Consider the following 16,403-nt stretch of genomic DNA (forward strand, 5'->3'; position numbering starts at 1 on the left):
CAGTTTCGATGGTGTCTCCGCTAACGTTCTGCACAGTGCACGCAGAGGAGCGGTACATGACACTTTTCAGCTTGGTAACCGTGTACCTTATTGGAGGCTTTGGCATCTTCTACGTCCTGCACAGCACGTTACAGCCCTGGTGCGTCACCATGCTGGTTGCTATTGCATGGACCGCATTGCTCCTGTGGCTATTCCTTGCCAATCGACCGTCCGAAGACCGGTGACTGGTAGGCTCTAGTCAGCCGACCCCAACAGCCCCGGCAGCTTAGCAACATTCACAGCAATGCGCCGCGCTTCGTCGAAGGTCAGTGCCTTGGCTATCTCTGCCTGCTGCTGTGTCTCCCGTGGATAGACATAGGCGTTCTCTTGGGAAAAACCTGGCGACGGGTGGCAAATCAAAGCGACCCAGTAGGCGGTTTGGCGACACGCTCAAACATTTTTTCCATGGGACATTCCCCATAGAGCGTCACCACTAGCCCGCCAATAGGAGGAAGCAGGGCTAATAGCAAAATCCACCCAGCTAAAATGCGACCAAATGTGCGAACGCCACCTTCTGACCTCTCCGAGGCAAAAAGAACGAAGTAACCGACAATCACAAAAAAAGTTGCTGGGATTAAGCTCGCGAAAAAACACATAACCGACCTCTCAGTTCAGTTTGGCGTCTTTGCTAAACTTAGACTGTCAATCATAGCAGCCTGTGGTCATGCGCCAAAGTTGGTGGTTGCCAGTCCATACGCTAGTAGAAACAGCCTAGTCACGGCCCCACCTCCGCATCATTCTGCACACTCCGAAATCGACGAGAACCGGCAGTTTAGCAACGTTCACAGCGATCCGCAGCGCCCCGTCAAAGGTGAGCCTTGCCCTGACCGGCATAAGCCCACATCCTCTCAGACAGACAAGAACTGGCTGGGAGGATATTTCGATGACGGATGCAAAAGAGTTTGCAAGAGAACTAGCCACGCTAATCAAGCGGTACATCGACGGGGGCTGCGATCCGCAGGAAGTCGCTGACGAATTAGCGCGTGAAGCAAACTATGTCTTTGGGCACTACAACCTCGAAATCTATCTCGAAAAGAGGTCGAAAGATTAGTCTACAACAGGCCGTGCCGGGAACCGGCGTGATGTCATAGGAAGCCTCCCTCAAATGGCTTCCCCCGCAGGCTGAGGATATCAGTTTTGAGGGCCACGTTTGGACCCACCTTGGTGAACGGGAACTCCGTTAACCTTTCGTAAAAAGCTTCAGTGGCATTGCTGTCAGATGCTTATTTCGAGGTTCAAGACCATAAACAGTTTCGACGCCGCCGCGACGGTGGCCGTCGGCATCATCGCCGCGCAACTATTCTTCGGTTAGGCACGCCCCAACTTGCCAAGGTGCTGGGAACCGGCGTGATGTCATGGAAGCCTCCATCGAAAGCCGAGTTAGAACAGGCGATCCAATTCACAAGCCCAGTCTGTTCTTTGGAGGTGGGCCATTCGTGCTTTGTAAATCGAAATCTGTTGCCTAACTCAGCTTCAAATAGTTGGCGATGCATTGATCGATAGCGTTTTGCTGGAAGCAGTATTTGGCTGCTAACCGCTCATAGGTTCGCCACCGCATCCACTTCGGTTTCGGGGGTAAATCCCACTCACGCCTATCGAGATCACCAATCAAGCGATCTTTGACCTTCTCTCTTGCGGTGATTGCGCGGTTAAATTTCGTCTCGAACTGGGTGGCGTACGCGACCTGCTTTCCCCACGCGTGTCGGCTGCAGAAGCGATCCGCACCGGGAGGCCGCCACAGCACATAACAATTGCGGTCCGTGACGGGACATCTCGCATATCATTGGTAACCGCCGAAGTGTCGGGTCTGAGCAATCAATTCAACACGCTGCTCTAATCTTCCCCTGAACAAAATTCGCAGAGTGGCTCGATCCTCTTCATGTTGTTCAATGAGCATTCTCGCGCTTGCGATTGGGTCCCGCCCACCTGAGTACCATTGCGTGCGGAATGCCACCCGACCATTGCTGTTTGGTCCAAAACCGTCGCGAACGATCTTGTTGAGATCGAGCTTTAGCCCATCTTCGAGGCACACGCGCTTTTTGGGTCTTGCCATGCTGGGTTGCTCTCGCCGACGCGATCTAAGAACTTTTGATGTGTCGAGAATGATGCGTCGGTGCGTAACTCGCTTCTAGTGGCGTAAGTGGACTATCGCAGCGCCTGGAAGTCGCTCGCGCACCCCACATGTCCGCTTTAGGGTGTAGAGCGGACCTGCCCAATAAGCCCGCTGATGTCCGCTAATGACCCAAAGCGGACAAAGGACAGTCTTTCCGCTGGCCCATCAAAGAGTTCGGAATTCTGGCATTTTTTTAACTGTCCTTCGGGACCTAAGCGCATTCTCACTCCTATATTAAGCGGGTGTTCATAGTCAGGAGAAAATACTATCTCTTCTCTACTCTCCGAGGCCCAAGCCAATGCCCAACAAGCCAAACGATCCACTGTCGCAATTTTCCGAGTGGCAGAAACAAGCGTTCCAACCCTTTGCCGCGCTAATGGAGTGGCAGAAGGGGCTCCAGTCTGTAACAGAGCAGATGTTGGACTGGCAGCGTGCCTTCCAGTCCTCTGCTTCACCAATTGCGGAGTGGCAGAGGATCTTCCAGCCCTGGACAGCGCAGATGCAAGAGCTGCAGAAGACGCTGCAAGCAGTTCCTCGCCAAGTGGAAAGCATGCAGAGAGCTCTCCAGCCGTCCGCCCAGCAGATTAAGGAGTGGCAGGAGATTCTCCAAGCCCCGACCACGCAAATGCAGGAGTTTCAAAAGACCTTGCAGGTCTTCATGCGTCAAATGGAGAGCATGCAGAAGACCCTCCAACCTACTCCCGCGCAATTGAAAGAGTGGCAGAAAGTTTTCCAACCTCCCACCGCGCAAACGAAGGAATGGGAGAAGGTGCTCGCGCCCCTGAGCGCCCAAATGCAGGAGTTTCAGAAGACCTTGAAAGCCTTTGCTGCTCAGCAAGAGCGCATGGAGAAAGCTTTGCGGAATATTTCCGAGAAAGCCGTCGAGGTTCGAAAACCTTCAAGCCGGCGCTCTTCTCGCTCGTAGGCTACTTTCGTTTTGATCTCGGCTCAGTTCTCGTCCCCAGCCGGATGTCGCCGCACTCATGGCCCACTCCCCTCCCACAGTGCCCCTAAACTAATAGAGAGCAGAGCGAGCTCTTGCGGATTGCTATTCGCCAGCATCGCAGACCACAGATGCCTTGGACGCCAAAGGCGAGGCTTGGTGTTCGCTGTGTGCTTGGTCCGTTCCAAGAACGTCCAAGTTTGTGTGATCGTTTTGGCGATCCCAGTCTGGGTGCCAGTCGGGGAGGGCGCGCACCTGCTGCAGCGCAACTTTGTCTACGCCGTTGTACTCCCGAATGCTCCTTAGCTGGCCTTGATCCGGCGAGCAGCAATGCTCGCGGATGCATCGGAGTAAGTCGCCTTTCGTCCGGCAGAAGGAGCGATCTTTCCAACCGCCGTTCTTCTCCCGCAGGTTGCCCTTCTTTTTCTGCAGCCTCCATTGCAGCGGATCATCTACGACCCTCCATCGCTCGTTGAGCTGAGCTAGGAGGCGATTTGAGGGGTGCGCTGGCCGGGGGAGGGTGCTGCCTGCTGTATCGGCGCTAGGCAGGGGTGAGTTGCGCTCGCGCGCCCGTTTTCCGAGCGTCTCCTGGACGCCGTTCGCGTGCTTTGCGGCGCTCGCCGGGGTGGTTTGGCGGGCATCAATCCGTTCCGACATTGTCCAAATTCCCTTTCGTCTCAATGCGGGAACGAAAGAGGAATTTGTCGGAATGCCCCTTGAGGGGACTAACGAGTCATTGGACTCTTAATCAGCGGGTCCAAGGTTCGAGTCCTTGTGCGGCCACCACTTCCCGCACTAGGCAGACCGTCAGTTCAGGTCTTCGGCGATGGCATCGATGGCGACCTGGGCACACTCCTCGTCTTGATCCCCCGTTGCGCCGCTGATGCCGATGGCCCCGACCAGCGTCTCATCGGCCTTGATGGGCAGGCCACCAGGGAAGGCCATCAGGCCCTCAACGTGAGCAAGCCCGGGCGTCCGCCCGCCCTTGCCGTCCTTCCCGTAAACGATGTCAGCGAGACCGCGCGTGGGGAATGGCAGCCGCGCGGAGCTGCGAGCCTTGTCCAACGCGATGTCGATGCTGCCGAGATAGGCGTTGGGCATGCGGCGGAAAAGAACGAGATCGGCACCGGCATCGACCACCGCGATGTTGAGGTTCCAGCCCTCTTGTTTAGCCTTCGCCTCACAAGCGTCCGCCATGCGCTTCGCCAACTCAAGGGACACGCTCGGGCGCATATCGAGGGCCAGCGCGTGCGTCGCCAGACTTGAACACAGCAGCAGAAACGCAGCGAGGGCGCGCGCGGTTTGATGCAACATGGGCTAACTCCTAAACTCAATCTGCGTTGTACGGAGTTTACCGGGCGGGAAGCATGATGTCCGCTCCCGGTAATTCCGTAGCGCTACGATCAAGCGTGTCTCGAAGGCGCCTGTCTCAAGAGCCGAGTTGTCCTTTACCAAGCAACCCCATGGGCAAGCTTATAGGTCCAGGGAAGATGGGCGTTGCGCCAGCCATTGGATTTGCGCGTCCCGTCTGGCGCTTTGTCGCCTTCGAAGCCTTCGACGAGGTTCCAGACGTTGGTGTAGCCGGCGTCGATCAGCTTTCGCGCGGCGAGCGCCGACCGCGAGCCGGACCGGCAGCTGACAATGATTGGATCGGTTTTCGTTTTGCCTTGCGCTGCGACAAATTCATCGACGTTGGCGACGAAGTCTTGATTGGCGGCCATCCGGTACTGGCCCGTCTCCGGGTCCACCTCACGGGTCGCTATGCCGACAGGAATGATCTTATCGACGCCCTCAGCATGGCCGATAAAGGTGACCTCGATTGGATCTCGAACGTCGATGAATAGGATGTCGGGATTCTCGGTTAGGGCCCGGTGCGCTTCTTGTGGAGTGAGGTAAAGGCCGAGGGGCGTAGCCTTGGCTGGCGTGACTGTTGCGGCGTCGACATCCGACTGAATGTTCGCCGGACCTGCCTTGGTGATGGGAGAGCCAAGCACCAAAACGGCAAAGCCCGCGCCAATCAACGTTCGAAGTAACATGGTTTCACTCCATCGGAACCTGCCGTTCATGAGCCGGCAGACTTGGTCGCCGTAATAGCAAGTACGGCTCGATCCATCTGTGACATGGGTCACACAGAGCGTCCAGTAGGCGGCTGCCTCATCCCCTCAATTGCCGAGGCCTGAGCCCAGATCCTCAAGCTCCTTGGTGCGCGTGCGCGTCACGTCAGCCAGGCAAGAGCCGACCAGCATGGATTCCATGCTCCCGCCCCGGGCCAGGAAGCCGTAAGCCTCGCACGCTTTGTCGCGATAGGTGATCCAGGCGCGCTGCCCTGCGCGCAGCGCCTTCTCCGCACCTTTCAGTTCAGGCGGCAGGTTGGCGTCGGTCGCCTTCATCTCCGCCATCGCTGTCTTGTAAGCGGCGTTGAGGTTCGTGTCCGCGGCTTCGAAGGCGCGGGCTGCGCAGATGTTCATGTCCGTCTGGGTCTGCGGGGCGTTGCAATTGGTCTGGTCCTGCGCCGCCAAGGGGAGGGGAACCAAGAGCAAGGGAGCCAAGAGCAGGAGACCGAGAAACCCGCCGCGCCGCGTGTGCTCAAACATCAAGAACGCCTTTCCCGTCAATTTTCCGCAAAAACCATAATCGATCACCAAGACGTGCACGCGTCCAGGCGGAAAGCTCTTGAATGGCGAGGGGGCTACGCTAGGCTTCAGCGGTTCTCGAAGCGTGGAGCCTTCCAAGCGTGGAGTTCTGGATGCGAAATTTTGCAACACCATGCCTTGTCGCCGCGATGCTCGTTCTTGTCGGCGGGCTTGTGCGCGCAGCTGAGACGCCCGGCGGCGAGTTTGGCGGCGAATGCGTGATGGGCCTTGCGCTCGGCAAGGACATCCAGACCGACTGTTCGGTCAACATCGAATATCGGGGCAAGACCTATTGCTTCGGCAACGAGACGGCGCGGACGCTCTTTCTCAAACGCCCCGACGACTTTTTGCTCCAGGCGCACATCTATTACTCGAGCAAGCAAGAGGCGGAGACGCTGGAGTAGGGCGCCGCGTTCCGGCTACGACCCTTTCGCTTGGGTTTGTCCCTTGAACACCGTGCCATCGGTGTCGACGATCACCACATCGAGATCGTTCGCCTCGCCTTTGCCGAAGGTGAAGCGGAAGTTCGGGTTGGTCGAGATGGAGAACGTTCCGTCCATCTTGAACACCAGCTCACCGTCGCGCATCACGGTCATCTCCTTGACGTAGCGTGCCGGGATGAACTTCGCGGTGTTGATGTCGAGCTGCATGCCGTTGTGGTTCGGGTGCCTGATCATCACCTGTCCCGACCAGATCGGGTTGGAGTCCAGGGCCGGTGTGAAGGTGCGCACGATCGTCTTGCCCATATCCACTGTATCGGCTTCCGGGTCTTTCGCCTGCATGGCGGCGCACCCGCCGGCAGCGGCGAGAAACTTCGTGGCCATATGCAGACTGCCGTCCGCGGTCTCCAGCACGGCGCGCACATGGGAGAAATTATCGATCCGCACGCGGGTCGAGAAGCTGCGTTCGCCGCCCGCGCCCGCCGCCGGTCCGAAGTCCAGCTTTGCCACTTTCGGGTCCGGGTTGTTGTCGATGAACAGCGTCAGCGATTTGAGCTTGCCGGTTACGTGCGGAGGCACGCGCACGGTCAAGGGCACGAGCGCGGCGTCCTCGACCTTCTGCGGCGTCTCGATCACCACCATGCCATCCTGCTGGATGGGGCGGTCGCCGAAGGCCTGCGCCTTGAGGGTGGGCCACAGCTTCTCCTCGGCGAAAGCGTTCGGTGTGGTGAGCACGAACATCGACAGGGCCAGCGCGACCGTCAGGGCTTTTACGGGATGATGCATTGCACCATTTCTCCTCATCTCTCCGGCAAGTATAAGCCGCCTTTCCGAACGTGTCGATCAGAGGCTCCGGCGACTTAATTGAGGCGAACCGTCCCCTTCTTATCACGCGTGTGGTTGAATAGGTTACGCGAGCCCGAACAGGGAGGGAGCCTGCATGCGACTAATCCTCATTCTTATTGTCATCATCGCCATTCTCGCTTTGATTCAGACCAAGCGGCACAACTGCGAATTCGGCAGCGACGATTGGTTCGACTGCGTCGTCACAAACACGCAGAAGGAATTCCTGGCAAGAACAGACGCGCCGGCGTCTCCAGCGGTGGTGGCGAAAATCTCGCAGTGATCTGCTTGCGGTGAACGGCTGGCGGTAAGCCGCTTGCCGTGATGCGCGGTGCGTGCGCTTACGTGCCGTGCCGCTTGGGCGGTGCGTCGTCGTTTGCGGGGAGCCGCCGCGCGCTTTCCCGCAGGGCCTCTTTAAGCGTTGTGGGCCGGTTGTACTTCTGCAGCAGGTCGGCAAACGCCTCTTCGGCCAGCGACTGGATGCTGCGGTGGCTGTCGAGGGCCAACAATTCGAGGGCGAGCAGAACCTCGGACGGGAAGCTGATGAGCTTGCGGCGGTTATGCGGCTGAGAAGCTGACATCGCGACCGAAATCATAACCGATTCGCGCCGCCGAACCTGTAAAGCGCCGCTCTGTCCCCAGTCCTGCTATCGGGAAGCCGGCGACTGAGATGCCGTCTACTGAGAGGCTTTGGCTTCGGCGATGTAGTGCGCGCGGAAGACGCGGGCGACGGGTCCCGGCGTGCCGTCCCCGATCGCGCGCCCGTCGATCTCAACGATCGGCAGGACAAAAGCCGATGCGGCCGTCATGAAGGCTTCGCGCGCCTGATAGGCCTCCTCGACGCTGAAGGGCCGCTCTTCCAGAGCCAAGCCTTCGGAAGTGGCGAGGCGTAGGATCGCGCGGCGCGTCACGCCGGGCAGGATGTGGTGCCCGAGCGGCTGCGTTCGCAGTACGCCTTTCGCGTCCAAGATAAAGGCAGACGACGAGGTTCCTTCGGTGACGAAGCCGTCTTCCACCATCCAGGCCTCGTAAGCGCCTTGCCGCTTGGCGGCTTCCTTGCCCATGGCCTGGGGCAACATCGACGTCGATTTAATATCGCGCCGCCTCCAGCGCATGTCGGGGATGGTGATGACCTTCACGCCGGTGGTGGCCAGCGGGTTGTCGACGATGGGACGGCTTTGGGTGAAGGCCACGATCGTCGGCGCTGGCGGGTCGGGGTAGGCGAAGTCCCGCTCCGCGGACCCGCGGCTGATTTGCAAGTAGACGATGCCCTCGTCGATCTGGTTCTGGGCGATCAGTTCCTCATGCACCTCGCGCAAGCCTTCGTGGGGGATGGGCGGGGCCAAGCCGATCTTGCCAAGCGAGCGGTCGAGCCGAGCCAGATGCGCCTCGAAATCGACGAGGCGCCCATCGAGAACCGCGGTGACCTCGTAAACCGCGTCGCCGAATAGAAAGGCGCGATCGAAGACGGAGACCTTGGCCTCCTCCTGGGGCAGATAGACGCCGTTCACATAGACGATGCGGGGCATGAAGCGGGAGATACTCGAAAGGCTTGTTCGGCTCTGGTTAGCGCCGGGCTTGGCTGGAGGCAAGTCGTCCGCCTTGCAGCGGGCATTTCATGCTATATCGTCGGGCGTTCTGCCGCGAGGGCAGTCGAATCGCGCCATTTTAGAGCGCACCTTTTGGGGAGGGGATGAGGATGACTTCTGCGAGGCTATTGCTGGTTCTTATCGTGGGAACCGTCGTCGGTGCGATCACCGGCCTGGTCGTAGGCGGTGGCTTCAATGCCGACTATCTCGCCATCTTGGCCGGATTTCTCGGCTGTCTTTCCGGCGTGATTGTACGCAATCTAATCGGTCTTGGGCCCGACGACACGAAGACCCCGTGGCTCGTCGCAATCTACGCGATTATTGCCTCGCTCGCCGGCAGCCTAGCTGCCAAGGAAGTGTCCGACTTCAGCGAGATCACGGCACCGGTCGGCATCGGCGCTCTGGCAGGTCTCTTCGCAGCATTGCTCCTTGCGATGCTGCTGATCACCTACCACACTCATCCGGGCCATTCGCCAACCCTCAAGAAGGGCTGATCACGAGGCTTTAGGCCGGCTTGATCCGCAGGCCGGCCTCTTCGATCAGGGCGAGATCGTCGTCCACGTCGTTGTTAGCCGTGGTCAGCAGCTGGTCGCCATAGAAGATGGAATTGGCGCCCGCGAGGAAGCAGAGGATCTGCGCCTCGCGGGTGAGCGCCGCGCGCCCCGCCGACAGCCGCACGAGCGATGCCGGCATGAGAATGCGCGCCGTCGCTACCATGCGCACCAGGTCCAGCGGTTCGACCGGCGGCTGCTCTTCCAGCGGCGTGCCCGGAACCGGCACCAGCGCGTTGATCGGCACGCTTTCGGGGTGAGGATCGAGCGTCGCGAGCTCCTGGAGGAGCCGCGCCCGGTCCTCGATAGTCTCGCCCATGCCGATAATGCCGCCGCAGCACACCTGCATCCCTGCGCCGCGCACATTTGCCAGCGTGTCGAGCCGGTCCTCATAGGTCCGCGTGGTGATGATCTCTTTGTAAAACTCCGGCGACGTATCGAGATTGTGGTTGTAGGCGGTGAGCCCCGCCTCGGCGAGGCGCTGTGCTTGGGCCTCGCTCAACATGCCGAGCGTGACGCAGGCCTCCATGTCGAGCGCACGCACGCCGCGCACCATATCCAGCACGCTATCGAAGGCCGGCCCGTCCTTCACCTCGCGCCAGGCCGCGCCCATGCAAAAGCGGCTGGCGCCGGCGTCCTTGGCGATCTGCGCCTTGGCCAGCACGTCGTCCACGTCCAGCAGTGCCTCGCGCTCAAGGCCGGTCTTCTTGGTGTAGTGGGCGCTTTGAGGGCAGTACTTGCAGTCCTCCGGGCAGGCGCCCGTCTTGATGGACAGGAGGCTCGCCAGCTGGACCTGGCCGTCCGCATGGTGCTGCTGGTGGACAGCACGCGCCTCGTCCAGGAGGTCCAGGAGGGGCGCCTTCAGCAGATACACGATTTCGGCGGTTTGCCAGTCGTTCCGGGTCTCTGGCTGATGGGCTCCGGCCGAATGGGGCCGGGCTGGAGCTTTGGCCTCAAGGCCATCGTCGCCCAAGCGGGCCAGATCGTTGCTAGGATTCAAGCTTTCCAAGGTCTCAGACAAGGGACTTCCAAGCGATTGATTGCTGGGGATAACTCCCTTCGCTAATACAGGATCATGGTTGGGAACGAAACCCGGTACCGGGCCTTTCTGGAGACCCTGGGACAAGACCGCCTCAAGCGGACCTTGACCCCGGTGGCTGCGCGCGATGCGCGGACCCTGACCGTGGGCGGCCGAGCCTATGTGAACTTTGCCAGCAACGACTATCTCGCCTTGCGCTTCCATAAGGTGCTGATTGCCCGGGCCCAAGACTGGGCGGAGGCTCACGGAACCGGCTCCGGCGCCTCGCGCCTTGTCACCGGCCATCTTGACCTGTTCGAGGCGCTCGAGGACAAGGTCGCCCGCCTCAAGGACAAGCCCGCTGCGCTGCTCATGGCCTCCGGCTTCCAAGCGAACGCCGCAGTGTTGCAGGCGCTGTTCGATAGAACCGTGCTCGGCGCCGAGCCGCTCGTCTTTGCGGACCGTTTGAATCACGCCAGCATGCATTTCGGCTGCAAGGCCGGGGGTGTCCGGCAGTTACGATACCGCCATGGCGATGCCAGCCATCTCGCCGAACTTCTGACTCCCTATCAAGGCGATAGCCGTCCGAAATTCATCCTCACCGAGAGCGTGTTCTCCATGGACGGCGACATCGCGCCACTCGCGGAGATTTCGGCGCTGGCCAAGACGCATGACGCCATGCTGATCGTGGACGATGCGCACGCGACCGGAATCTTAGGCGATGGCGGGGCAGGACTCTCCGGCGGGGCCGATCTCATCGTCGGGACGTTCTCCAAGGCGCTTGGCAGTTTCGGCGCCTATGTCGCCTGTTCGGACACAATGCGCGACTATCTCGTCAATCGTTGCAGCGGTTTCATCTATTCGACGGCGCTGCCGCCACCCGTGCTCGGTGCCATCGATGCCGCGCTCGACCTTTTGCCTAACCTCGACGATGCCCGCACGCATGTGGCGGCGCTTGCTGCGGCGTTTCGCAAAGGCGCACACGCACGAGGCTACGACACGGGCGAGTCCGTCACGCAGATCGTGCCGGTGATCGTGGGGTCGGCGGATGCTGCGCTTGGCTTGAGTGCAAGACTGCGCGAAGCGGGGTTCTGGGCGACAGCGATCCGCCCGCCCACGGTGCCGCAAGGATTGGCACGGGTGCGTTTTGCCTTCACGGCCGCGCACACGGAAGAAGACGTGGACGCGTTGCTCGCCGCGCTCGGAGCGCCGGCCAGCCAAGAGCGGACGAAGGCCGAGTTCGCCTGACATGCATTTCGTGCTCGTTCATGGTTGGGGATTCAATGGCCGGCTTTGGGCCGATCTCGCAGCGCATCTGCCGGCGGCGAAGATCTCGTTCGTCGATCTCGGCTTCGTCGCCGGCGGTCCCGAGGCGCAAGCCGGCTGGCCGGAGGACGCAGACGACGCCATCGCCATCGGTCATTCACTCGGCGTGTTGTGGCTGTTGAAGCATGGCGCACCCTTCAAGGCCCTGGTCTCGGTGCAGGGCTTCGACCGCTACTGCCCCCATGTGCCGCCTGTGCGCGTCGCCGCCCTGAAGCGCGGGCTCGCCCGAAACGCACCCGAGACCTTGCTAGCCTTTTGGCGGTCCTGCGGGGCCCCGGATTTCGCCGAAGCCGAGGCGCTGAATGTCGCGCGACTGGACGAAGGCCTCGATTGGCTGATGCATTGGGACGCGGAGGGCGCTAAGAAAAGCGTTAGATGTCCCATACTTACCTTGGCAGCCCGAGACGACGTTATCGTCCCGCCGGACATGTCCGAGGCCGTCTGGGGCGCAGAGACCATCCACTGGTCGCCCGACGGCGGCCATGTCCTACCCTTGAGGCACCCAGAGTGGTGCGCCCGTCATGTCCGTGAATTCGCCCAATCTCTCCCGTCGTAGCGCCGAGATCGCAGCCCGTTTCGGCGCGCGCGCAAGCAGCTACGAGGCGCATGCGGGACTGCAGGCAGACGTGGCTCAAAGACTTGCGGCCCACCTTCCGGACGTCACCGCGCCGTCTGTGCTCGAGCTCGGCTGCGGCACAGGCCTCCTCAGCCGGCATCTCTTAGCGCGCTACCCGGACGGCCGCTTCGTCCTGACGGATGTATCGCCCGCCATGATCGCCGAGTGCCGGCGCAATCTCGCCGACGTTGAAGGGGCCCGCGTACGCTTCGAGATGATGGACGCTGGCATGACCAGCGGACGCGACGGCCTCGATCTCATCGTCACCAGCATGACGCTGCATTGGCTGCCCGACCCTCTCGCCAGTCTGGAGCGTCTGCGGGCGCGATTGTCGCCGCGGGGGCTGCTCGTGTTCGCGGCGCTTGGTCCGGACAGCTTCGTCGAGTGGCGCTCGGTTCTCGCCATGGAAGGGTTGCCGAGCGGTGTCCCGGACCTTCCCGCGATTCCCGGCGTTATCGAAGAAGAGTACCTAACGCCCGATAAGGATTCGCTTTCCTTCCTCAGGCGCATCAAGGCCATTGGCGGCCTCACACCGCAAGAAGGCTATCGGCCGTTGCCGCCTGGCGCGCTGCGCCGCGCGATCCGCGCCACAAATTTGCGCTTTGGCGGCCGCGTCACCTGGCACGTCGTTTATGGGTGGCTAGAGCGCACCTGACGCAAGCTGGTCGAGCCCTTCGATCATGCCTGCATAGGCGCGCGAAAGTTCCTCGTCCGTAATGCAGTAGGGCGGCATCAGATAGACCGTCGAGCCGATGGGCCGGATGTTGAAGCCGTTCGCCAGATACCAGGCCCTGAGCTTGCGGCTCGCCTCAGATTGATACTGCCCCCCGTCCTCGACTTCGAGTGCCAGCACAGGGCCAAGCACACGCGGACGTGTGACGTCCGGGCGCGTATGCAGCGCGTCGAGCATGGCGCGGTGGCGCGCATTGATCTGCGCAATGCGGTCCATGGTCTGTTCTTCCTCGTAGAGATCGAGCGCGGCGAGCGCGACAGCGCAGCCTAGCGGATTGCCGGTGAAGGAATGGCCATGCGACAGCGCGAGGTCGAAGCTGTCGCCGAGAAACATGTCGAACAGGCTGTCCCGTGCCACGGTCGCGGCGAGCGGCATGTAGCCTGCCGTCAGCCCCTTGGAGAGGCAGACGAGGTCCGGCACGACGTCGGCTTGCTCCAGCGCGAACATCGAGCCGGTGCGGCCGAAGCCCGTCGCCACCTCGTCAAAAATAACAATGACTCCAGCGCTTTGTGCCATCTCGACGAGACGTTTTAAGAAGCTCGGGCGGCAGAAGCGTATTCCGGCGGAGCCCTGCATGAGCGGCTCGATGATCAGCGCGGCGATGGATTGCCGGCGCTCCGCGATCAGGGCCTCGAAAGCGGAGAGGGCGCCGGCCTCGCGCTCGTCCGCCGCGTTGTCGCCTTCGAACGTGGCTGGGTAGGGCAGGACGCAGACCTGGCACATCAGGTCTTTGAACGCGCCGAACATCTGCGAGCTGCGGCCCACGGACATCGCGCCAAGCGTATCGCCGTGATAGCCGCCATCGAAGGCAATGAGCGTTTGCCGCCCCGTTTCGCCGCGATTGACCCAGGACTGATAGGCGATCTTGAGCGCCACTTCGACGGAGGTGGACCCGTCGTCGGAGAAGAACACGCGATTGAGATCGCCGGGCAGCAGCGCGGCGAGTTTCTCGGCGACACTGACCGCGGGTGCATGGGTGAAGCCGCCGAACATCACATGTTCCAGCGTCTCCGCCTGGCGCGCGATCGCGGCGTTGATTTTGGGATGGGAATGCCCGTGCGTACAGGTCCACCACGAGGAGATCATGTCGAGGATCTCGCGTCCGTCGGTGTTGAACAGCGACGCACCCTTCGCGCGCGCGATCACGGTCGGCTCAGGCTCCGTGCCGTGCTGCGTGTAGGGATGCCAGACGTAGCGCTTGTCGCGCGCGATCACATCGTCTGCATGTTTTGGGGTCACGTCGTCTTTCATGGGCTGCCCATCGCAAGCTTCATAAGATCGAGTTCTGGCTCGATGTTTCTCAAGGCGCTGCGCGAAACAGTCTCGAGCCAGGGAATCTCAGCAATCACTTCGACCTGCCCGTAGCGTTCGATTGCGGCGCGATTATGCGGCGTCTCCGGCCCGCTGATGACAACGCCGGCAAGAGGTAGCCCGCGCCGCCGGATCGCCTCGATGGACAGAAGCGTGTGATTGATCGTGCCGAGCGTGGAGCGCGCGACCAGAAGGATCGGCAGATCGAGGTCCATCGCCAGATCGATCATGGAGGCGTCGTCAGTGATCGGCACCATGAGGCCGCCGGCGCCCTCGACAATCAACAGACCATCGTGAGGGGGCGGTGTGAGCTTGTTCATATCGAGCGTGACGCCCTCCCGCCGCGCCGCCTCGTGCGGCGCCATCGCATCGCGAAGCACATAGGCTTCCGGCAAGATGCGTGTCTCGGGGAGCTCGGCAAGGTGCTGCACCGTGGCGGCGTCCGTCGTGGGCTCGGTTCCCGCCTGGACGGGCTTCCAATAATGCCCGTCGAGATGCGTGAGTAGCCAGGCTGAGACGAGGGTCTTGCCGACATCGGTATCGGTTCCTGTGACGAAAAAGCCGGGCACGAGCGCTTGGGTTCCTTTTGGCGGGGCGGGCGGAGCGACTTTATCGGCGCAGGGCTCGGTGGCAAGGGGTGGCACGAGGGCTGGACGGGAACGCTAGTTTCAGGCGACAAAGTGCCCATCCATGCCCCGTTTTCTCTCCTTTTTCGTTCTCGCGCTCCTGATCGTTGGCCCCGCCGCCGCGGGTGAGGGCAAGACGCTGCGCATGGCCTACGACGCCGACCCCACCTCGCTCGATCCGCACGAGCAGCTGGCCAGCGCCACGCTTCAGCTGTCGCACCTCGTATTCGACCCTCTGGTGCGCTTTCGCCAGGACCTCAGCCTGGAGCCACGGCTCGCCACGAGCTGGGAACAGATCGATGGGCGCACGACGCGCTTTCACCTGCGCGACGACGTGAAATTTCACTCAGGCCGCACGATGACCGCGGACGACGTGGTGTGGACCTTCAACCGCATGCGCAAGAGCCCCGACTTCAAGGCGTTGTTCGAGCCCTTTGAAGGTGCGAAGGCGATCAACGCGCACACTGTCGACTTTGTGACCAAAGGCCCGTACCCGCTGGTGCTCAATCTCGCCACCTACATCTTCCCCATGGACCGCGAGTTCTATTCGGGCACGGATGCGAAGGGTGCGCCGAAAGACGCCGTGATCAAGCATGGCTCGTCCTTTGCCTCGGCGAACATGAGTGGCACGGGGCCGTTCATCGTCACCGGCCGCGAGCAAGGCATCAAGCTGACTTTGAAGCGCTTCAAGGACTATTGGGACACGGACTCGCCCGGAAACGTGGACGAGATCGTCTTCACGCCGATCAAGGAACCGGCCACACGCGTCGCGGCGCTTCTTGCCGGCGATGTCGACTTCATCGGACCCGTACCGCCCACAGACTTAAAGCGCGTCAAGCGGGTCGGCTGTTGCACGGTGGTGACCATGGCGAGCCCCCGTATCCTGACCTTCCAGTTGAACCAAGCCCGCGTCGACGCCTTCAAGGATCCGCGTGTGCGCAAAGCCATGAGCTACGCCATCAACCGTGAGGGCATCGCCAAGAAGATCATGCGTGGGCAGGCCACCCCCGCCGGCCAGCTCAGTCCGCCGGGTTATGCAGGGCACAACGAGGCCCTCACGCCGCCCTACGACCTCGCCAAAGCCAAGGCACTGATGAAGGACGCGGGTTACGAGGACGGCTTCTCCGTCACCATGATCGCGCCCAATAACCGCTATGTCGGCGATTCGCGCATTGCCGAGGCGGTCGCCGCCATGCTGGCCAAGATCAACATCAAGGTCGATCTCCAGACGCTACCCAAGGCGCAATACTGGCAGCGTTTCGATGCGCGCGACGGCGACATGCTGATGATCGGCTGGCAGTCCGACACGCAAGACTCGGCAAACTTCTACGAGTTCCTGGTGATGACGCCGGACGCTGAGACGGGCTACGGCCAATACAACGCCGGCGACTATTCGAACCCGCAAGTCGATCGCCTGACCTTGCAGACCCAGACCATGACGGACGAGGCGGCGCGCGCTGAGGTTCTCAAGAGTATCGAACGCATGCTTGCCGACGACGCCGCGCTTCTGCCGCTGCAATGGCAGCATCTCGCATGGGCGGCGCGCGAAAATGTGAAGATCGGGCCCGTGGTGAATGTCATCGACATGCCGTATCTCGGTGATCTCGTCGTCGAATAGGTCG

20 protein-coding genes are annotated in these 16,403 nt (G+C 61.2%); 9 read left to right on the forward strand and 11 right to left on the reverse strand.

Features of this window, described 5'->3' with window-relative positions; all coding sequences use genetic code 11:
• Positions 1-922: 922 nt before the first annotated feature.
• The gene (locus ABY454_RS00680) at positions 923-1,090 is read left to right on the forward strand and encodes a hypothetical protein (RefSeq protein ID WP_372928238.1); all 168 of its coding nucleotides are present in this window, start codon (positions 923-925) and stop codon (positions 1,088-1,090) included.
• A gap of 729 nt (positions 1,091-1,819) precedes the next feature.
• Here the strand turns inward: ABY454_RS00680 and ABY454_RS00685 are convergent.
• Positions 1,820-2,092, reverse strand: coding sequence for a hypothetical protein (locus ABY454_RS00685; protein ID WP_372928239.1), 273 nt, complete (start codon positions 2,090-2,092; stop codon positions 1,820-1,822).
• 358 nt (positions 2,093-2,450) lie between these two features.
• Here ABY454_RS00685 and ABY454_RS00690 point away from each other — a divergent pair, with 358 nt between their 5' ends.
• Entirely contained in the window at positions 2,451-3,077 is a 627-nt protein-coding gene (locus ABY454_RS00690; protein ID WP_372928240.1) for a hypothetical protein, read from the forward strand.
• A gap of 123 nt (positions 3,078-3,200) precedes the next feature.
• On the opposite strand, the gene ABY454_RS00695 is transcribed toward ABY454_RS00690, so the two are convergent.
• The 4 genes from ABY454_RS00695 to ABY454_RS00710 form a co-directional block, all read right to left on the reverse strand.
• The gene (locus ABY454_RS00695) at positions 3,201-3,752 is read right to left on the reverse strand and encodes a hypothetical protein (RefSeq protein WP_372928241.1); all 552 of its coding nucleotides are present in this window, start codon (positions 3,750-3,752) and stop codon (positions 3,201-3,203) included.
• A gap of 150 nt (positions 3,753-3,902) precedes the next feature.
• The gene (locus ABY454_RS00700) at positions 3,903-4,409 is read right to left on the reverse strand and encodes a heme-binding protein (protein WP_372928242.1); all 507 of its coding nucleotides are present in this window, start codon (positions 4,407-4,409) and stop codon (positions 3,903-3,905) included.
• A gap of 134 nt (positions 4,410-4,543) precedes the next feature.
• Positions 4,544-5,131 carry a rhodanese-like domain-containing protein gene (locus ABY454_RS00705; RefSeq protein WP_372928243.1) on the reverse strand — a complete coding sequence of 196 codons (588 nt, stop codon included), beginning with the start codon at positions 5,129-5,131 and terminating at the stop codon, positions 4,544-4,546.
• 126 nt (positions 5,132-5,257) lie between these two features.
• On the reverse strand, positions 5,258-5,689 hold the full coding sequence (locus ABY454_RS00710) for a lysozyme inhibitor LprI family protein (protein ID WP_372928244.1): 432 nt from the start codon (positions 5,687-5,689) through the stop codon (positions 5,258-5,260).
• 152 nt (positions 5,690-5,841) lie between these two features.
• Here ABY454_RS00710 and ABY454_RS00715 point away from each other — a divergent pair, with 152 nt between their 5' ends.
• Positions 5,842-6,132, forward strand: a complete 291-nt coding sequence (locus ABY454_RS00715) for a hypothetical protein (protein ID WP_372928245.1) — start codon at positions 5,842-5,844, stop codon at positions 6,130-6,132.
• Positions 6,133-6,147: 15 nt separating this feature from the next.
• On the opposite strand, the gene ABY454_RS00720 is transcribed toward ABY454_RS00715, so the two are convergent.
• The gene (locus tag ABY454_RS00720; RefSeq protein ID WP_372928246.1) at positions 6,148-6,954 is read right to left on the reverse strand and encodes a quinoprotein dehydrogenase-associated SoxYZ-like carrier; all 807 of its coding nucleotides are present in this window, start codon (positions 6,952-6,954) and stop codon (positions 6,148-6,150) included.
• A gap of 154 nt (positions 6,955-7,108) precedes the next feature.
• On the opposite strand from ABY454_RS00720, the gene ABY454_RS00725 reads away from it, so the two are divergent.
• On the forward strand, positions 7,109-7,294 hold the full coding sequence (locus tag ABY454_RS00725; protein ID WP_372928247.1) for a hypothetical protein: 186 nt from the start codon (positions 7,109-7,111) through the stop codon (positions 7,292-7,294).
• Between the two features lie 58 nt (positions 7,295-7,352).
• On the opposite strand, the gene ABY454_RS00730 is transcribed toward ABY454_RS00725, so the two are convergent.
• Together ABY454_RS00730 and ABY454_RS00735 are read right to left on the reverse strand one after the other, a co-directional pair.
• Positions 7,353-7,592, reverse strand: a complete 240-nt coding sequence (locus ABY454_RS00730) for a ribbon-helix-helix domain-containing protein (RefSeq protein ID WP_372928248.1) — start codon at positions 7,590-7,592, stop codon at positions 7,353-7,355.
• A 96-nt stretch (positions 7,593-7,688) separates the two neighbouring features.
• Positions 7,689-8,540, reverse strand: a complete 852-nt coding sequence (locus ABY454_RS00735; protein WP_372928249.1) for a D-amino-acid transaminase — start codon at positions 8,538-8,540, stop codon at positions 7,689-7,691.
• Between the two features lie 170 nt (positions 8,541-8,710).
• Between ABY454_RS00735 and ABY454_RS00740 the strand changes: the two genes are divergently transcribed.
• Positions 8,711-9,094 carry a hypothetical protein gene (locus tag ABY454_RS00740; protein WP_372928250.1) on the forward strand — a complete coding sequence of 128 codons (384 nt, stop codon included), beginning with the start codon at positions 8,711-8,713 and terminating at the stop codon, positions 9,092-9,094.
• A 10-nt stretch (positions 9,095-9,104) separates the two neighbouring features.
• Here the strand turns inward: ABY454_RS00740 and bioB are convergent, their stop codons facing one another.
• Complete coding sequence (bioB, locus tag ABY454_RS00745; RefSeq protein WP_372928251.1) at positions 9,105-10,124, reverse strand: biotin synthase BioB; 1,020 nt, start codon at positions 10,122-10,124, stop codon at positions 9,105-9,107.
• A 102-nt stretch (positions 10,125-10,226) separates the two neighbouring features.
• Here bioB and ABY454_RS00750 point away from each other — a divergent pair, with 102 nt between their 5' ends.
• From ABY454_RS00750 to ABY454_RS00760, 3 genes are read left to right on the forward strand one after another with little or no spacing between them, the layout of a single operon-like run.
• Positions 10,227-11,417 carry an aminotransferase class I/II-fold pyridoxal phosphate-dependent enzyme gene (locus ABY454_RS00750; RefSeq protein WP_372928252.1) on the forward strand — a complete coding sequence of 397 codons (1,191 nt, stop codon included), beginning with the start codon at positions 10,227-10,229 and terminating at the stop codon, positions 11,415-11,417.
• Between the two features lies 1 nt (position 11,418).
• Entirely contained in the window at positions 11,419-12,051 is a 633-nt protein-coding gene (locus tag ABY454_RS00755; RefSeq protein ID WP_372928253.1) for an alpha/beta fold hydrolase, read from the forward strand.
• The gene (locus tag ABY454_RS00760) at positions 12,017-12,766 is read left to right on the forward strand and encodes a methyltransferase (RefSeq protein ID WP_372928254.1); all 750 of its coding nucleotides are present in this window, start codon (positions 12,017-12,019) and stop codon (positions 12,764-12,766) included. Before ABY454_RS00755 ends, ABY454_RS00760 begins: the two co-directional genes overlap by 35 nt.
• Here ABY454_RS00760 and bioA read toward each other — a convergent pair.
• Entirely contained in the window at positions 12,752-14,095 is a 1,344-nt protein-coding gene (gene bioA / locus ABY454_RS00765; protein ID WP_372928255.1) for an adenosylmethionine--8-amino-7-oxononanoate transaminase, read from the reverse strand. The two genes, ABY454_RS00760 and bioA, sit on opposite strands and share 15 nt — an antisense overlap.
• Positions 14,092-14,724 carry a dethiobiotin synthase gene (bioD, locus tag ABY454_RS00770; RefSeq protein WP_372928256.1) on the reverse strand — a complete coding sequence of 211 codons (633 nt, stop codon included), beginning with the start codon at positions 14,722-14,724 and terminating at the stop codon, positions 14,092-14,094. The genes bioA and bioD overlap by 4 nt, the downstream gene beginning before the upstream one ends.
• Positions 14,725-14,845: 121 nt before the next feature.
• Between bioD and ABY454_RS00775 the strand changes: the two genes are divergently transcribed.
• The gene (locus ABY454_RS00775; protein ID WP_372928257.1) at positions 14,846-16,399 is read left to right on the forward strand and encodes an ABC transporter substrate-binding protein; all 1,554 of its coding nucleotides are present in this window, start codon (positions 14,846-14,848) and stop codon (positions 16,397-16,399) included.
• Positions 16,400-16,403 lie beyond the last annotated feature (4 nt).

It is taken from the genome of Methyloceanibacter sp. (assembly GCF_041573655.1).
In the GTDB taxonomy this organism is placed as follows: Bacteria; Pseudomonadota; Alphaproteobacteria; order Rhizobiales; family Methyloligellaceae; genus Methyloceanibacter.

What these genes read in the sequence shown, in the direction of transcription:
- ABY454_RS00680 (WP_372928238.1), top strand. Translation starts at nt 923, where the DNA reads ATGACGGATGCAAAAGAGTTTGCAAGAGAACTAGCCACGCTAATCAAG.
- ABY454_RS00685 (WP_372928239.1), bottom strand. Translation starts at nt 2,092, where the DNA reads ATGGCAAGACCCAAAAAGCGCGTGTGCCTCGAAGATGGGCTAAAGCTC.
- ABY454_RS00690 (WP_372928240.1), top strand. Translation starts at nt 2,451, where the DNA reads ATGCCCAACAAGCCAAACGATCCACTGTCGCAATTTTCCGAGTGGCAG.
- ABY454_RS00695 (WP_372928241.1), bottom strand. Translation starts at nt 3,752, where the DNA reads ATGTCGGAACGGATTGATGCCCGCCAAACCACCCCGGCGAGCGCCGCA.
- ABY454_RS00700 (WP_372928242.1), bottom strand. Translation starts at nt 4,409, where the DNA reads ATGTTGCATCAAACCGCGCGCGCCCTCGCTGCGTTTCTGCTGCTGTGT.
- ABY454_RS00705 (WP_372928243.1), bottom strand. Translation starts at nt 5,131, where the DNA reads ATGTTACTTCGAACGTTGATTGGCGCGGGCTTTGCCGTTTTGGTGCTT.
- ABY454_RS00710 (WP_372928244.1), bottom strand. Translation starts at nt 5,689, where the DNA reads ATGTTTGAGCACACGCGGCGCGGCGGGTTTCTCGGTCTCCTGCTCTTG.
- ABY454_RS00715 (WP_372928245.1), top strand. Translation starts at nt 5,842, where the DNA reads ATGCGAAATTTTGCAACACCATGCCTTGTCGCCGCGATGCTCGTTCTT.
- ABY454_RS00720 (WP_372928246.1), bottom strand. Translation starts at nt 6,954, where the DNA reads ATGCATCATCCCGTAAAAGCCCTGACGGTCGCGCTGGCCCTGTCGATG.
- ABY454_RS00725 (WP_372928247.1), top strand. Translation starts at nt 7,109, where the DNA reads ATGCGACTAATCCTCATTCTTATTGTCATCATCGCCATTCTCGCTTTG.
- ABY454_RS00730 (WP_372928248.1), bottom strand. Translation starts at nt 7,592, where the DNA reads ATGTCAGCTTCTCAGCCGCATAACCGCCGCAAGCTCATCAGCTTCCCG.
- ABY454_RS00735 (WP_372928249.1), bottom strand. Translation starts at nt 8,540, where the DNA reads ATGCCCCGCATCGTCTATGTGAACGGCGTCTATCTGCCCCAGGAGGAG.
- ABY454_RS00740 (WP_372928250.1), top strand. Translation starts at nt 8,711, where the DNA reads ATGACTTCTGCGAGGCTATTGCTGGTTCTTATCGTGGGAACCGTCGTC.
- ABY454_RS00750 (WP_372928252.1), top strand. Translation starts at nt 10,227, where the DNA reads ATGGTTGGGAACGAAACCCGGTACCGGGCCTTTCTGGAGACCCTGGGA.
- ABY454_RS00755 (WP_372928253.1), top strand. Translation starts at nt 11,419, where the DNA reads ATGCATTTCGTGCTCGTTCATGGTTGGGGATTCAATGGCCGGCTTTGG.
- ABY454_RS00760 (WP_372928254.1), top strand. Translation starts at nt 12,017, where the DNA reads ATGTCCGTGAATTCGCCCAATCTCTCCCGTCGTAGCGCCGAGATCGCA.
- bioA (WP_372928255.1), bottom strand. Translation starts at nt 14,095, where the DNA reads ATGAAAGACGACGTGACCCCAAAACATGCAGACGATGTGATCGCGCGC.
- ABY454_RS00775 (WP_372928257.1), top strand. Translation starts at nt 14,846, where the DNA reads ATGCCCCGTTTTCTCTCCTTTTTCGTTCTCGCGCTCCTGATCGTTGGC.